General features: G+C 71.4%; 12 protein-coding genes and 1 riboswitch. Of the genes, 4 read left to right on the forward strand and 8 right to left on the reverse strand.

All coding sequences use genetic code 11. The features are described from left to right. Positions 1-74: 74 nt before the first annotated feature. Entirely contained in the window at positions 75-1,859 is a 1,785-nt protein-coding gene (locus AWQ68_RS06265; RefSeq protein WP_066936657.1) for an AMP-dependent synthetase/ligase, read from the forward strand. A 182-nt stretch (positions 1,860-2,041) separates the two neighbouring features. On the opposite strand, the gene AWQ68_RS06270 is transcribed toward AWQ68_RS06265, so the two are convergent. The 8 genes from AWQ68_RS06270 to AWQ68_RS06300 form a co-directional block, all read right to left on the reverse strand. Next, on the reverse strand, positions 2,042-3,226 hold the full coding sequence (locus tag AWQ68_RS06270; RefSeq protein ID WP_157544958.1) for a glycosyltransferase family 4 protein: 1,185 nt from the start codon (positions 3,224-3,226) through the stop codon (positions 2,042-2,044). A gap of 40 nt (positions 3,227-3,266) precedes the next feature. Beyond that, a complete protein-coding gene (locus tag AWQ68_RS06275; protein ID WP_084463695.1) occupies positions 3,267-4,568 on the reverse strand; it encodes a M48 family metallopeptidase in 1,302 nt (433 codons plus the stop codon). A 51-nt stretch (positions 4,569-4,619) separates the two neighbouring features. After that, complete coding sequence (locus AWQ68_RS06280) at positions 4,620-5,477, reverse strand: peptidase MA family metallohydrolase (protein ID WP_157544960.1); 858 nt, start codon at positions 5,475-5,477, stop codon at positions 4,620-4,622. Positions 5,478-5,741: 264 nt separating this feature from the next. Next, on the reverse strand, positions 5,742-6,221 hold the full coding sequence (locus tag AWQ68_RS06285; RefSeq protein WP_066936663.1) for a C40 family peptidase: 480 nt from the start codon (positions 6,219-6,221) through the stop codon (positions 5,742-5,744). Between the two features lie 148 nt (positions 6,222-6,369). Continuing rightward, positions 6,370-6,527: riboswitch (cyclic di-AMP (ydaO/yuaA leader) on the reverse strand. A gap of 854 nt (positions 6,528-7,381) precedes the next feature. Beyond that, positions 7,382-8,341, reverse strand: coding sequence for a C40 family peptidase (locus AWQ68_RS06290; RefSeq protein ID WP_066936077.1), 960 nt, complete (start codon positions 8,339-8,341; stop codon positions 7,382-7,384). A gap of 125 nt (positions 8,342-8,466) precedes the next feature. Then, the gene (locus AWQ68_RS06295) at positions 8,467-9,783 is read right to left on the reverse strand and encodes an NYN domain-containing protein (RefSeq protein ID WP_066936080.1); all 1,317 of its coding nucleotides are present in this window, start codon (positions 9,781-9,783) and stop codon (positions 8,467-8,469) included. A 244-nt stretch (positions 9,784-10,027) separates the two neighbouring features. Further along, entirely contained in the window at positions 10,028-10,504 is a 477-nt protein-coding gene (locus tag AWQ68_RS42110; RefSeq protein ID WP_157544964.1) for a hypothetical protein, read from the reverse strand. Then, positions 10,501-11,922, reverse strand: a complete 1,422-nt coding sequence (locus AWQ68_RS06300; protein WP_066936083.1) for an alpha/beta hydrolase — start codon at positions 11,920-11,922, stop codon at positions 10,501-10,503. The genes AWQ68_RS42110 and AWQ68_RS06300 overlap by 4 nt, the downstream gene beginning before the upstream one ends. A 57-nt stretch (positions 11,923-11,979) precedes the next feature. Between AWQ68_RS06300 and AWQ68_RS06305 the strand changes: the two genes are divergently transcribed. Genes AWQ68_RS06305 through AWQ68_RS06315 form a run of 3 tightly spaced genes read left to right on the forward strand, consistent with a single transcriptional unit; the run spans position 11,980 to position 14,547 of the window. Beyond that, on the forward strand, positions 11,980-12,213 hold the full coding sequence (locus AWQ68_RS06305) for a hypothetical protein (RefSeq protein WP_066936086.1): 234 nt from the start codon (positions 11,980-11,982) through the stop codon (positions 12,211-12,213). Between the two features lie 4 nt (positions 12,214-12,217). Further along, positions 12,218-12,778, forward strand: coding sequence for a GNAT family N-acetyltransferase (locus AWQ68_RS06310; protein ID WP_066936089.1), 561 nt, complete (start codon positions 12,218-12,220; stop codon positions 12,776-12,778). Between the two features lie 14 nt (positions 12,779-12,792). Continuing rightward, positions 12,793-14,547 carry a DEDD exonuclease domain-containing protein gene (locus AWQ68_RS06315; RefSeq protein ID WP_066936092.1) on the forward strand — a complete coding sequence of 585 codons (1,755 nt, stop codon included), beginning with the start codon at positions 12,793-12,795 and terminating at the stop codon, positions 14,545-14,547. Positions 14,548-14,602: the final 55 nt, after the last annotated feature.

The raw sequence follows: 14,602 nt of genomic DNA on the forward strand, positions 1-14,602 counted from the left end.
TAGCGTCCGGTGAAGCCGATCCCCGCTCCAGCCTCGGCCGAGAAGAAGTCAGGAGCGCGTCCGAAGGAGTGACCGTGCGCGAGTACAGCGTTCCCGTGCTGGTGGACGTCCCGTTGTCCGCGAATTGCACAGACACGGTGTTCCAGCGCGGCGTCGACGAACCGGACGCCGTGGTGATCCGCCGCAAGGAGGGCGACACCTGGGTCCCGGTGACCGCGCGCGAGTTCCGCGACACGGTCGCGGGCGTCGCCAAAGGGCTGATCGCCGCCGGCGTCGAGCCCGGAGACCGGGTGGCGCTCATGTCCCGTACGCGGTACGAGTGGACGGTCGTCGACTACGCCATCTGGGCCGCGGGCGGGGTCGGGGTGCCGATCTACGAGACGTCCTCCGCCGAGCAGGTGAAGTGGATCATCTCCGACAGCGAGGCCAAACGCGTCGTCGTCGAGCTGGAGTCGCACGAGCAGACGGTCAAGGAGGCCGTGCCCGACCTGGCCGCGCTCTGGCGCATCGAGAACGACGGGCTGGAGGAGCTGATCCGGCTCGGCGCCGACGTCTCCAATGACACGCTGGCCGAGCGGCGGGCGGCGCGGGGCGGCCACGACCTCGCCACGATCATCTACACCTCCGGCACCACCGGCCGGCCCAAGGGCTGCATGCTCAGCCACGACAACCTGCTGTTCACCGCGCGGAACGTGGCGCACGGCCCCCTGGAGCTGCTGTTCGACGTTCAGGACCGGGCCGCGCTGCTGTTCCTGCCGCTCGCGCACAGCTTCGCGAGGATCATCCAGATCGTCCTCATCGAGACGTCCACCGTGATCGGGCACACGGCCAACATGAAGAACGTCGCGCCGGACCTGCAGACGTTCAAGCCGACCTTCCTGCTCGGGGTGCCCCGTGTCTTCGAGAAGGTCTACAACGCCGCGGAGCTCAAGGCCACCACCGAGGGCAAGGGCAAGATCTTCCACACCGCCGTGAAGGTCGGGATCGAGTGGAGCAAGGCGGAGAGCTCCGGCGGCGCCTCCCTCGGCCTCCGCCTCAAGCACGGCCTCTTCGACAAGCTCGTGTACGGCAGGCTGCGGGCGGCGACCGGCGGCGCGCTGAGCGCGGCCGTCTCCGGCGGCTCCGCCCTCGGCGAGCGACTGGGCCACTTCTTCCGCGGCGTCGGCATCGAGGTGTTCGAGGGCTGGGGCCTCACCGAGACGAGCGCCCCCTCGACCGTGAACATCCCGGGCGCCAACAAGGTCGGCACGGTCGGCAAGCCGTTCCCCGGTGTCACCATCGGCATCGCCGACGACGGCGAGATCCTGGTCAAGGGGCGCCACGTCTTCGGCGGCTACTGGAACAACGAGCGGGCCACCAAGGAGGCCATCGACCCGCAGGGCTGGTTCCACACCGGCGACGTCGGCGAGCTCGACAAGGACGGCTACCTGCGGATCACCGGCAGGAAGAAGGAGATCCTCGTCACCGCGGCCGGCAAGAACGTCGCCCCCGGCCCGCTGGAGGACAGCATCCGGGCGCACCGGCTGGTCAGCCAGGTGATGGTGGTCGGCGACGACCGGCCGTTCGTCGCCGCGCTCGTCACGCTCGACCCCGAGGCCATGGAGCAGTGGAAGGAGGCCAACGGGCGCACCGGCGCCTCCATGGCCGAGCTCTGCTCCGACCCGGCCGTCGTGGCCGAGGTGCAGCAGGCCGTGGACACCGCCAACCTGTCCGTCTCCAGGGCCGAGCAGATCAAGAAGTTCGCCATCCTCGACATCGAGCTGAGCGAGGACTCCGGTCACGTCACGCCGAAGCAGTCGATCAAGCGTCACGTCGTGGCGCGCGACTTCGCCAAGCAGATCGACGACCTGTACGCGTAACTCCACCTCGCGGTGACGACGTCCCGGGCCGGTCCGTCAGGGCCGGCCCGGTGTCTTCTCGCGTATGTGTGCTGTCCGGGCCGCGGACGGCACGATGGACGTTCCGGCCACCGGGTACCGATCGCTACCCGCCACTCCGGCCTACAGGTCAGGCCGGGGAGCGTGAGCTCTCTCGGCGGCCGCTACGACTGCGCTTCCCCGGCCCCCGGGACCGCCCGGTCCCGTGGCGAGGTCCGCCGGGCCTCCTCCGCCCGGCCGGGCGCGAGCAGCCCGGCGAACCGGGCGGCCACGAGGTCACAGCGCCACTCCTCCTCGATCCACGCCCGGCCACGCTCCCCCATGGCGCGGGCACGCGCGGGATCGTCCAGCAACTCGACGAGCGCGGCCGCCACCTCCTCATGCGACGTCCCGTCGACCACCAGGCCGGTCTCGCCGTGCCGTACGGCGTCGGGGGCGCCGCCGGACGCGCCCGCGACGACCGGCAGGCCGGTCGCCGACGCCTCCAGATAGACGATGCCGAGCCCCTCGACGTCCAGCCCGCCCAGGCGGGTACGGCACGGCATGGCGAAGACGTCGCCGGCGTCGTAGTACGACGGCAGGTCGGCCCAGGGCACGGAGCCGGTGAACACGACGGAGTCCGTGAGCCCGCTCCCCTCCGCCATCCGCCGCAGCGCGCCGCGCGAGGGGCCGCCCCCGACCAGCAGCAGCACCGCGTCCGGGATCCGGGCGCGGACCAGCGGCCAGGCGCGGACCAGCGTGTCCTGGCCCTTGCGCGGCACCAGCCGTGAGACGCACACGACCACGGGCCGCTCACCGAGCCCCAGCGACATCCTGACCCGCGCTCCCCCGGCGCCCGGGTGGAAGGTCGTGGTGTCCACGCCCGGCGCGAGCCGTACAAGCTTGGCGTCGGAGATGTGCTGCGCGAGGTGGCCGCGCGTGTACTCGCCGAGGTAGGTGACCAGGTCCGCGCCCTCGCCGATGCGGCGCAGGAGGTCGCGGGCGATCGGCAGCCGGGCCCAGGACGCCTCGTGGCCGTGCGTCAGCATGACCACGCGCCGGGCTCCGGCCTCGCGCAGGGCGGGGGCGAGCAGGCCGAGCGGGGCCGCGGCGCCGAAGACGACAGTGCGGCAGTCCCGCGCCAGCTCGGCGGCCCGGCGCGCCACCGTTGGCCCCGGCAGCATGAGCGAGGTCGGGTGCCGCACCACCTCGTACGGCTGCCGCGCGTCGAACGCCTCGCACCCCTTCCAGCGCGGGGCGTAGACCACGACCGACGCCGGGTCGAGGTGAGAGGCGAGCCCGTGGACGAACGCCTGGATGCCCCCGGGTCTCGGCGGGAAGTCGTTCGTGACGAACAGGGTCCTGTCCACGGCCCATCCTCCGGATCCGCCGCTCTCCACGGTCACCGCGTCACGGCCGGGGCACGCCGCCCCGGCGCGCCCAGGACCGCGCCATCGCGATGCGCTCGGCGGTCGAGGGGTGCGAGGCGTAGAGCATGTAGTCCAGGGCGCTCGGCGACAGGTCCGAGATGTTGCGCAGCGCCAGGCTCTTCTGCATGGCGATGAACGTGGCCGGGTCGCGGGTGAGGTCGAGCGCGTGCGCGTCCGCGCGGGCCTCGATCTGCCGGCTCACCACGTTCTGCGCCGGCCCGGACAGCACGGTGCCGAGGGAGATGAGCCCGACGAGCAGCGCGACGGCCCGGGGGTCGCCCGCCGAGGAGACGCCCGCGCGGCGGCGCAGCGCCTGGAACACGAGGAACAGCAGGCAGGTGCCCGCCGCCGCGCCGAGGGCGCCCACCAGCGTGCCGTACAGGACGTCGTCGTTCTTGGCGTGGCCCAGCTCGTGCGCGACGACCAGCTCGACCTCCTGCTTCGGCTGGGTGACCAGCGTGTCGTAGACGACGATGCGGCGGGTGGCCCCGAACCCGGAGACGTACGCGTTGAGCGCGGTGGTGCGGCGGGAGGCGTCGGCGACCAGCACGTCCTTGACCGGGACACCGTCCCTCTGGGCCATGGCGAGCAGGTCGGTGCGCAGCTGTCCGGCGGGCAGCGGCGTGAAGCTGTTGAACATCGGCTCGACCACGATCGGGTAGGCGAAGGACACCACGACGGTCAGCGCGAACGCGCCCACGGAGGCGGGGATCCACCAGGTGCGCGGCCACTTGCGGGCGAGTGCGACGATCACCAGCACGGCGATGCCGGAGAGCACGATCTGGACGGCGAAGTTCTTCAGCCGGTCGGCGGTCCAGGAGCCCCAGGTCTGCGTGGACAGGCCGTAGTCCCGCAGCAGGCCCTCCATCCACATGCCGAGCGGCCATCTGAGCGCGAGCGAGACGACATAGACACCGAGCAGGCCGATGATCGCCTTGATCCACCAGGGGCCCCTGACCCGCCCGATCAGCCGGGCGCCGACCGGGGTGAGGACGAGCACTCCCCCGAAGACCAGGGTCAGCGCGAGCGACAGGTAGCCGGGAGCCGACGTCGCCGCGTCGAAGGCGTCGGCGCGGTCGAGCTGGGCGCGGGTGAAATCCAGCGCGGGCTCGGCGTGCACGTCCGGAGCCTCGGGGCCGAGAGGCTGCCACGGGGTCGTGACCGCGACGACCCCCAGCAGGGCCACCCCCAGAGTCAGCAGCGCGATCGCCGCCGCCCGGGTGCCGGAATCGCGTCCGGCTCCGGAGCGGCCGACGTGTCCGGCGACGTCGCTCCGTGACATCCCCCATCACCCCTTCGCAGTCCGCGGCCGTCCCCGTGCGGGCGGGCCCGATCAGGCGAGTTCGTGTCGCAGATATCCTCGCCAGTCCGCGGTCAGCTCCGCCAGGTCGGTGCCTAACGTTTCTACCAGCGCCGTGGCGATGCCGTGGCGACGCGCTGCCCGATAGAGGGCCACCAGGGTGCGCTCCCCGTACCGGTCGGCGACGTACCGGCAGGCCAGCCACGCCTCCTCGTACGCCTGCGGGAGCCGTGACGCGCCGGGCCGGAACGCCTCGCGGCCGGGCAGCTCCGCGGGCAGCGTTCCGGAGCGGACCTCGGCGGCGAGCTCCGCCGCGACCGCCCGCGCCGTGAGGTCGCTGCCGAGATAGCCGACGTAGTCGGCGAAGCCCTCCACCAGCCAGGCCGGCATGTCGCCGGAGATCGCGGCACCGGTGGCGACGTGGGTCAGCTCGTGGGCCAGCACGACCCGGCGGCCGGTCGGGGAGAGCCGGCCGAACCCGGACGGCGCCAGGATCACGTGATCGACGTCGGCCAGGGCGGCCAGGCCCGTCACCCCGGAGGGCGACGCGAGCACCTCCGCCTGCTCGTCGGTCGCCGGGGCGAGGATCACCGCGTCCACCGGCCCCCACACCCGGGCGACCGTACGGCGGGCGGAGTCGGCCACGTCGGCGAGCCCGGCTCCGGCAGGGGCTCCGGGGGCGGAGAGGGACGGCGGCGTGGACGCCGCATGCCCGGTGACGACGACGGCGTGCTTCCCCCTAATGATCGAGGCGCCGATCCATATCTCGGGGTGCTCCCCCATGACCGCCCGCGCCGTGGCGAGGGCCCGGTCGGGTGGGGCGTCGGCGGCCAGGCCGGCCACCGACGCCGCGACCAGCACGGCCGCCGAGAGGCGGGCCAGAGCGCGCATGCGGAAATCGTACGGGCGGGCGGACATGCCGCGGCCCCGCCCCTCCGGACGAGGGACGGGGCCGCGAGGCGTGTCCGGTAGGACCCCAACCCGGCCGGGGGGCGTCCCGGACGCGCCCGGGATGGGGTCTTCTGTGCCGGACGTACCCGGCCGATGGGCGAGGGACGCTCCTGGGAGCGCGTCGAGAGCGTCGGTTCCGAAAGCCCGGGGGACGGCTGTCGTCGCCGGACGCTCATCGCCCGTTGGCGGGGCGCTTCTGTGTTCTCAGACGCCGGGGCGGACCGCTCCGACGAAACTGCTCTTGCGGTAGGCGTCGAGCTTGTCGATGCGGACCACCGCGCCGGTGTGCGGCGAGTGGATCATCTTGCCCTTTCCGACGTACATGCCGACGTGGCCGCCACCGCTCGTGAAGATGAGATCACCGGGCTTGAGCTTGCTCCAGGAGACCTTCTTCTTCACTCCGCTGAGCTGCGAATAGGTGGTGCGCGGGATGTCCACGCCGGCCTTCCGCCAGGCGTACTGGACGAGACCCGAGCAGTCGAACGCGCCGGGTCCGGTGGCGCCCCATCGGTACGGGTCGCCGAGCTGCTTCTTGGCCGTCTCGACGGCCTTGCGGGCCAGCTGCCGCTGGCGGACCGCCTTGGACTGGCGACTGGAGGTCTTGGTGGCGGTGGCGGTCGCTACGGTGGCCGACGCGTCGGCTTCCGTCGAGGCCGTCACACTCGTGGTCGTGATCTTTTCCACGGTGAGGCCGTCCGTCACGGGGTCGGCCGAGGCGGGGGAGGCCCCGACGGCCCCTACGGCCCCGAAGGAGACGCCGATCGCGGCGCCGCCCAGGGTGACGCGGGCAAGGCGGGACAGACGTGCAGGGGTGCTGGACAGGATCGCTCCTAGGGTCTTCCGCTTGCGCCTACCGGGTTAGCTGACGGGTTCGGGCGGGGAAGTCGCCCTACGGCGCGAAGCGCGCCGATTCACCCCGGACCTTCGGAGAAGGTCGATGGGTCCCCGGCTCCGTGCCTCCTGACTGCACGGACTCGGCATGTCGCCTCACCTCGGGGGGTCGCGAAGCGGGTGACGGCGACGGATGCTGCGCGAACGCGGCCTCGGACCGGTGTTCGCGGCGGTGGCGTGGCCGCTCACCGCGGGCCAGAAGTTACCGATTCGTGCCACAAGTCGGCAAAGGGCTGCCAAAGAAATAAAGATCGAATAAACGATCCGGCAAAGCGAAAACCCCTGGATAGTCGATAGTTCCGGACAGCCAATGTGACGCTGCTCACATTTGCCACATCATGTCGCAAATCGGCCACATCAGCCACATCGATCACTCTGATTGTGAGATCGATTCGGGTGTTCGTCTTTCCGCCATGGAGATCGTCGGCGTTGGCATTCTGATCCACTTCTTGTGAGAGTTCTCACATTTCGTGCTAAAGATCAGAAGTCATAATCTCCCTGTGCGGGCCGACCTACCTCGCGGTGGATCTATATCCCATCGCCTCGCTTCGGTGAATGGGGACGGCTCCAACGCCGGCATGAGCCGTCCGACAGCGGGCTCGCGACGGAGCGGATCGCGAGGCGATGGAACACCCGTCCGCCGAAACAGTCGCACCGGCGCTTATCCGACCTCGGGCGCACGAGCCGCACACCCACAGTGCTCGGCCACGCGTGCGCGGCGGGGCCGCGCACGGAGTCCGGCGCCATACGAGCCGCCCGGCACGCCGTCACACCCGCGCAAGGGCGGGGACGGACGGCCTGGGCAGGCCGCGTGCGGCCTGGCACAAGACAGGGCCACTCCGGGGCGAGCAGGACGCAGGAGAGGGAGCCGGAGCAGGGCCGTATACGCGAAGCGGGACACCGGTCAGCCGGTGTCCCGCGAGGTCGAGAGGGCCGCCACCCAGCGGCACGGATCAGGGACGAACCGCCCCGATCGGGTTGTACTGGGCCAGCGTGACGACCTTCACCACGTCACCCGTCTGCGGAGCGTGGACGACCTTGCCGTCTCCGGCGTAGATGCCCACGTGACCGTACCCGGCGTGCCAGAGCAGGTCGCCGGCCTCCAGCGCGTTGAGCGGGACCCTGCGGCTCGCCCCCCACGCCCACTGCTCATAGCTCGTCCGTGGCAGCGACACCCCGCCGGCCGACCAAGCGGCCTGGACGAGTCCCGAGCAGTCCCACGAGCCCGGCCCGGTCGAGCCGTACCGGTACGGCTTGCCGATCTGCCGGTAGGCGAACTGAAGCGCGGCGAGCGCGTTACCCGAGGCGGACCCGGAATAGACGGCGCCGGGGCTGTTGGTGTTGCCCGGGTTGAACGCCCCGAGGCGGCGCAGCAGCTCGGTCTGCTCCTTGACCAGCTCGTCGGCCTGCTTCTTCTCCTTGAGGAGGTCGGCTTTGACCTTGGTGGCCTCGTCGTAGACGCTCTTCTTCTGATCCCGCTGCTTCTTGAGATCGGCGATGGCGCTCTGGTACTCGCCGAGCTGCCGGGCCCGTCCCTGCGAAAGCTGGTCGAGCGCGGCGAGACCGCTGAGCATCGAGTCAGGGTTCGGGCTGTAGAACAGCCCCATGGAGACGACATCTCCGGTCTGGTACGCGCTGGCGGCGACCGTCACCAGGTTCTCGCGCAGCTCGTCGGCCCTCTCGGCCTTCTTGGCGTAGCCGGCGTTGATCTCGGCGTACTGCTTCTTGGCCTTCTTCCACTTCTCGTTGGCCGCGTTGTACTGGTCCACGACCTTGTCGGCCTGCTCGTTCAGCTTCTTCAGCTTGGCCTTGGCCTGCGCGACCGTGGGCTTGGGGTCGGCCTGGGCGCCAGTTACAGGCAAGAGCAGCGCCACAGCTGCCAAGCCGACGGCCACGGGTACACGCCCTCGCACTGACGTCCCCTTCGTATAGACAAATCTGGGGCGCGACTTTACTCAGGCGATCATGACGATTCAACCTATTCGCAGGTATTCGGGCTGATCATCACCTGTGGCGACCGGCGTGGAACCCTCAGTGATCAGGCGCGGCCGAGACGCCGGAGCAACAGCAGCGACGGCACCGGCCGCGCCCCCATCCGGCGTACGGAATCGGCCACCTCGCGGTCGGAGGAGACCACCGCGATTGCGCGTCCGGCGGGCTCCGCCTTGACGAGTTGGCGGATGAGGTCGTCGGCGATCTGACCCGGGGCGCTGAACATCACCCGGACCCCGCGCGGAGCCGAGACCTGCACCGGCCCGTTGAGCTCCGCGCCGTCGAAGACGCAGGTCACCTCAACCCTGGCCTGTACGGCGAGGCCGCCAAGCCCGGTGAGGAGCCGGGCCCGCTGGTCGGCCAGCGTGAGCGTCGGATAGCCCGTCTTGGTGACGTTGTAGCCGTCGATGATGACGTGCAGGTTGGGGATGGCCAACAACTGGTCGAACAACTGGGGATCGTCGTCGGCGAGCGCCCTGGCGGGCACCGCGCGCACGCTCGGCGCGCCCGGGACCACGGCGGACACGTAGTCGGCCGGCTTGCTGATCATCGTGGGCAGGGCCAGCTCCTTGCGCAGCCCGGCGGCGGCGTCCTGCAACGCGTCCATGAGCACGCGGATGCGGGCGTCCTCCACGCTGCGTCCCTCCCGGGCCGCGCGGCGGCTCGCCTCAAGCTGGCGCTCCGCGTCCGCGAGGCGCTCCTTCAGCCTGCGGATCTCCGTCTCGGCCGCGCCGCTGGCGTTCGCCACCCTGGCCCTGGCCTCGGCCGTCTCGGCCTCCAGCTCGGCCGCGCGCTGATCGGCCGCCTTGGCCCGCTCACGCGCGTCGTGCAGCTTGCGCCGGAGGTCGGCGTTCTCCCCGCGGGCCGCCCTGATCTGCTCGCGCAGGCGCTCGGCCTCCTCCTTGGCGGCCGTACGCTGGGCGGCGAGCTGCTCGCGGAGCCGCGCCTCGACCTGGTCCCGCTCCGCCTCGGCCGACGTGGTCTGCTCGAGATCCTCGCGGGCACGCTCGACGAGATCCGGCCAGGCCTCAGGGCGGATCAGGTACGCCGCGGCGGCGACGAGCACAGGATCGGCCGCAGCCGGGACCACGCCTTCGGCGAGGCCCGTCGCCAGGTCCGGCCAGGCGGACCTGAGCGTCTCCGCGACCGTCTCGCGGAACTCCTTGTCCGACTCGAGCAGGGCGGCGATCGGCGCGCCGCCGAGGCGGGCGCGCTTGCGCGGGTCGAATTTGGCGATGCCGCGCAACTGAGGCGGGATCGCGGCCGCCGGCATGGACCCCAGCACCTGAGCCGCGAGCTCCACAACGTGTAAGCGCACCTGCTCCGGCAGCGGACGAGACAGGCCCTCTCCGGCTGAACTCATCCGCTTGCTCCTCATCCTTGTCCTTTTTAAAGGGTACGGCCGCCATGCCCATGGCCAGGTCGGGGCATCAACCCGGCCCGCGCGTCCGCCGCCTGACGCCTTCTCGCGGCATCGCGGGGCGCTCCCGTACGATGCACGAACTGCGAGGTTAACGGACTTCAGCCAACCGCTTGGTTGCGATAAGGACTCAGGACGGACCCGCCGACCCGCGACTACGCTCCCCTCACGCCGAAGGACACCCTCCTTACCGGACGTCCCGCCAGTCCTCCGGCACCTCCCCCGCCAAGCACACCGTGTTGCCGCGAATCCATAACTCTCCGCGCTCCGGAAAAGCATGAACCGAGAGCTCGAACAGAGGCGCTTCGAGCACTATTTCCGGATGCTGCTCACGGTCCGAGCTATCAAGCCCGACTCCCAGTCCACGGTCGGTCCAATGAGCCAGCGCCTTCTTCAGACCGGCTCGCGGATCCTTGACTTTTATGTCATATCCAATGGAAAACGCCCTGGTTCCGACCGTCTCGCACGGCCATGGCGTTCTCTGTTTCGCATATGGAGCCGCCCCCTCTGCCGCTATTTCAATCGTCTGGGTCAAGGCAGCCGTGAGCTCGTTGATCGCACGCGATAGCTGGGCGCTGGGGACATGTGAAGCATTCACCTGGCAGGCTCCGGTTCCGACACTCAAGACCGCGAACAAGAACGCGGACACGACCCGCTTGATCAAGGCTCTTCCCTTGCCTCGGCAAAAGTGAGAGGGCGTACGTCCCCCACGATCGCATGGGCGATGTTGATGGTGGCTGTGGCAGCGCGACCTGAGGTCGTGAAGTAGTCGCCGTGGGCGTCGATGTCGAGGCCGAGTTGCACGAGATCGCGGTCCGTGCCGGTCGCCAGGCGGGTGACGCCGTCGAGGAGGACGGGATCCTGCCCGTGGCCCGTCCAGGGGGTGGCCAGCAGGCCGAGCAGCCCCGCCTTCGACAGCAGCGACACCACGGGCGCGATGCCGATCACGTCGTGGGGGTGGCGCAAGGCGTACAGGTGGGTGCCGGGAGCGCGCAGAGCCGCGGCCGAGTACACGCCCCACCCCGGGCTCGCCACGGCGACGAGGTTGCCGGGACGCAGCCCGGCGGTCACGGCGTGGCCGGTCACCGTGCTGCCGTACGAGTGGCCGACCAGGGTGGTGCGGACGTCGTCGCCGAGACGCAGTCCGGTCACGAAGTCGCGGAGCAGCGGCCCTCCGGCCTCGGCGTAGGACGTCCACGCCGCCTGCGGCAGGGTCTGCGGCAGGTCGCACCCCATCCAGGCGATCGTGGCCGCACTTCCCCCGGAGAAGCGCTCGGCGAAGTCGTGCAGGGCCAGCGCGTTCGTGCCCGGTCCGTCGGTGTAGGTCCCGAGGTTGTTCCCCGTGCCGGGCACGGTGACGGCGACGGACGTCGCGGAGGCGAGGTCGCCGAACACCTCGGCCACCCGGCCCTGACCGTTCGGGTCGAACAACAGGAACTGCCGGGGCACCCGCACCGAGACGACCCGCCCATCCCGCATGGCCGACACCTCGCGGGGCTGAAGCAGCCGGGAGAACAGGGCGACCCTGTCGGTCAGCCACAGGGCCGCCGCCTCCGCGCGGGCCTGCCGGATGAGCAGCCGGTTCGCCGCGTACCGCAGCTCGTACGGCACGCCACCGAGCGGGCCGACCAGGGCGGCGTCGGCGAGAGCGACCGCGAGCGCGGTGTCCGACGCGAGGGCGGCGAAGAACGCGGCCACCGCCTCGTCACGCCCGGGCCCGGGGTCCCGGCCTTCGACAAGGAGCCTGAGTTCGGACAGCGCGGCGTCGGCCGTGCCGGACGCGACGGAGACCAGCGCGCTCCGCACGGCGGGCGGTTCCACCGGGTCGAGGGCCAGCGCGTCGGCCTGCTCGGCGATCGCGGCCCTGCGCCGCAGGTCCGCCGCGGCCTCCTCGCACCAGCGCCGCAGTGCACACAGCCGTTCGGCGTAGTGCGCCAGATCCGGATGCCGCGCAATCTGGTCGGCGCCGAACACCGGCGACAGGGCGCCGCCCGCCCTCGGGGCAAGGCGGCCCGACACGTCGTCCAGGCGGGCGGCGAGCGCGCGCAGGGACGGCGCGTCGGCCAACCACAGCTTGGTCACGTTGCGGATCGTAGGGCATCGGTCACGCACTGTTCCCGCTTCTGTCAGGCTTGGCGTGTGACGTTCGAGAGCGACGCGATGCGCAGGGCCGCGCCCTGGTTCGACGACCTGCTGGATCCGGTGGCCGCGCTGCGCCGGTCCCCCGGGTGGACCGGTCCCGCCGCCGAGCGCTTCGACCGCGAGCTGTACGGCTGGCGCGGCATGCTGCACCTGTTGGCCGAGGACCTCAGGAGCGTCGCGGCGAGACTGGACCGGGACGCGCGGCGAGTGGCCGGGCCGCCAATAGGATGATCCGGTGCTGAACCCGTCCTACCCCCTCGAAACCCCCCGGCTGTTCCTCCGGCCGTTCACGATGGACGACCTCGACGAGCTGTACTCCTTCCACTCGCGCCCCGACGTCGCCCGCTACCTCTACTGGGACGCCCGTACACGCGACGAGACCGGGGCCGCACTGGAGAAGAAGATCGGGTACGCCGTCCTGAGCGACGACAACGACACTCTCAACATGGCCGTCGAGCTGCGCGAGACGGGAACGTTGATCGGCGACCTCTCCCTGTTCTGGCGCAGCCGCGAGCACCGGCAGGGCGAGATCGGCTTCGTCTTCCACCCCGCCTACCACGGGCGCGGGTTCGCCACGGAGGCGTCCCGGGAGCTGCTCCGGCTCGCCTTCGCCGATCTGGACCTCCACCGCGTCTACGGCCGCTGCGACAGCCGCAACACCGCCTCCGCCCGCGTGATGGAGCGTCTCGGCATGCGCCGCGAGGCCCACCTGGTGGAGAACGAGATCTTCAAGGGCGAGTGGAGCGACGAGGTGATCTACGCCATGCTGCGGCGGGAGTGGAACCCTCGGGCGTAGCCCTGCCGTGGGGAATGTCGGTGCCCGTCTTTAAGGTCAGGCGCGTGGAAGCGGTACAGGGCACTCTGGACGAGCTCGGCACTCCCCTGCGGGACGTGACGTTCGTGGTCTTCGACCTGGAGACCACCGGCGGCGCGGCGGCCGAGCACGCCATCACCGAGATCGGCGCGGTCAAGGTGCGCGCCGGCGAGATCCTTGGCGAGTTCGCCACGCTGGTCGATCCCGGCGGCCCGATCCCGCCGTTCATCTCCGTTCTCACCGGCATCACCGACGCCATGGTCATGGCCGCGCCGAAGATGCCCGAGGTGCTGCCCGCGTTCCTGGAGTTCGCCGCCGGCGCCACGCTGGTCGCGCACAACGCGCCCTTCGACATGGGGTTCCTCAGGGCCGCGTGCGCCGCCGGGGGCTACCCGCCGCCGGCCAACCCCGTGGTCGACACCGCGGACCTGGCGCGGCGGGTCCTCACCCGGGACGAGACGCCCAACTGCAAGCTGGCCACCCTCGCCCGGCTGTTCCGCAGCGGCACCGAGCCGTGCCACCGGGCGCTCGCCGACGCCAGGGCGACGGTCGACGTGCTGCACGGCCTGATCGGCCGGGTCGGCTCGTACGGCGTGCACACCTTGGAGGACCTGCGCTCCTTCGTCCGCGCCCCGACCCCGGAGCAGCGGCGCAAGCGGCATCTGGCCCAGTCGGTGCCCAGTGCCCCGGGCGTGTACGTCTTCGAGGACGCCAAGGGCGAGGCGCTCTACATCGGCAAGAGCTCCAACCTGCGCAACCGGGTCCGGAGCTACTTCACGGCGAGCGAGACCCGGCCGCGGGTCCGCGAGATGGTCGGAATCGCCGAGAGCGTCCGTTCGATCGTGTGCGCGACCGCGCTGGAGGCGGAGGTCCGCGAGCTGCGCATGATCGGGGCGGCGAAGCCGCGTTACAACAAGCGGTCCCGGTTCCCTGAGCGCGTGGTCTGGCTCAAGCTGACCGACGAGCCGTTCCCCCGGCTCAGCGTCGTCCGCGACCTCAAGGACGACCGCGGCACCTATCTCGGGCCGTTCTCCAGCAGCCGGATCGCCGACGAGGCGCGGGCCGCCCTGCACGAGGCGATCCCGCTGCGGCAGTGCACGCAGCGGCTCTCTCCCCGCGTCCGCCGCGCCGCCTGCACCCTGGCCGAGCTCGGCCGGTGCGGCGCGCCCTGCGAGGGCCGTGAGAGCGAGGAGGAGTACTCGCGGCACGTGGAGTGCGCGCGGCACGCGATGGACCGCGACCCCGAGGTGGTCGTCTCCGCGATCGAGGCGAGGATGCGCCGCCTGTCGGCGGAGCAGCGGTACGAGGAGGCGGCCGTCGACCGCGACCGGCTCGCCGCCTACGTCCGCACGGCCGCCCGCATGCAGCGGCTGCGCGCGCTCACCGCGATCCCGCAGATGGTGGCGGCCGCCCCGGCGTTCGACGGCGGGTGGGACATCCACGTGGTACGGCACGGGCGGCTCGCCGCGGCGGGGGTGATGCCGCGCGGCGCCCACCCGGTGCCCTACGTCGACGCCCTGGTCGCCACGGCCGAGACCGTCGCGCCGGGTCCCGGCCCCATCCCGGCGGCCAGCGCGGAGGAGACCGAGTGCGTGCTGCGCTGGCTGGAGTCCCCCGGTGTGCGGCTGGTCCGGGTCGACGGCACGTGGAGCCTCCCCGCGTACGGCGCGGGCCGGCTGCGGGCCCGGATGGAACGCGCCTACCAGGGGCTCCCCGGGCACCAGCCGCGTGAGGGCAAGCCCCTACGATGAACCATCGATCCCGCCCCCGCGCCGCCGGGGCGCGGGCCGTACGCGACGAACCCCG

It is taken from the genome of Microtetraspora fusca (assembly GCF_001570365.1).
In the GTDB taxonomy this organism is placed as follows: domain Bacteria; phylum Actinomycetota; class Actinomycetes; order Streptosporangiales; family Streptosporangiaceae; genus Microtetraspora; species Microtetraspora fusca.